Origin of the sequence: Acinetobacter sp. AL9 (assembly GCF_041464035.1) — a bacterium.
GTDB classification, from domain to species: Bacteria; Pseudomonadota; Gammaproteobacteria; order Pseudomonadales; family Moraxellaceae; genus Acinetobacter; species Acinetobacter towneri.
In genome coordinates, this window is record NZ_JAYFSK010000318.1 from 1 (window position 1) to 206 (window position 206).

Consider the following 206-nt stretch of genomic DNA (forward strand, 5'->3'; position numbering starts at 1 on the left):
AGATGATAAGCTGGGGACTTAGCTTAGTTGGTAGAGCGCCTGCTTTGCACGCAGGAGGTCAGGAGTTCGACTCTCCTAGTCTCCACCAAATTTTAAGATCAGAAAAGCACTGCTTTTCCTTAAAATTTAAGCAAACAGCTATGCTGTGCGCAGGCACACATATACTGGAGCTTTAAGCTAAAGATTGCAGAACTTAATAAAAGATC

Annotated in this window: 1 tRNA gene; it reads left to right on the plus strand. The window is 42.7% G+C overall.

The window, feature by feature from the left end:
- Positions 1–12: 12 nt before the first annotated feature.
- Positions 13–88 (plus strand) — tRNA-Ala (locus tag ACEO2X_RS14880).
- The last annotated feature ends 118 nt before the right edge of the window (positions 89–206 follow it).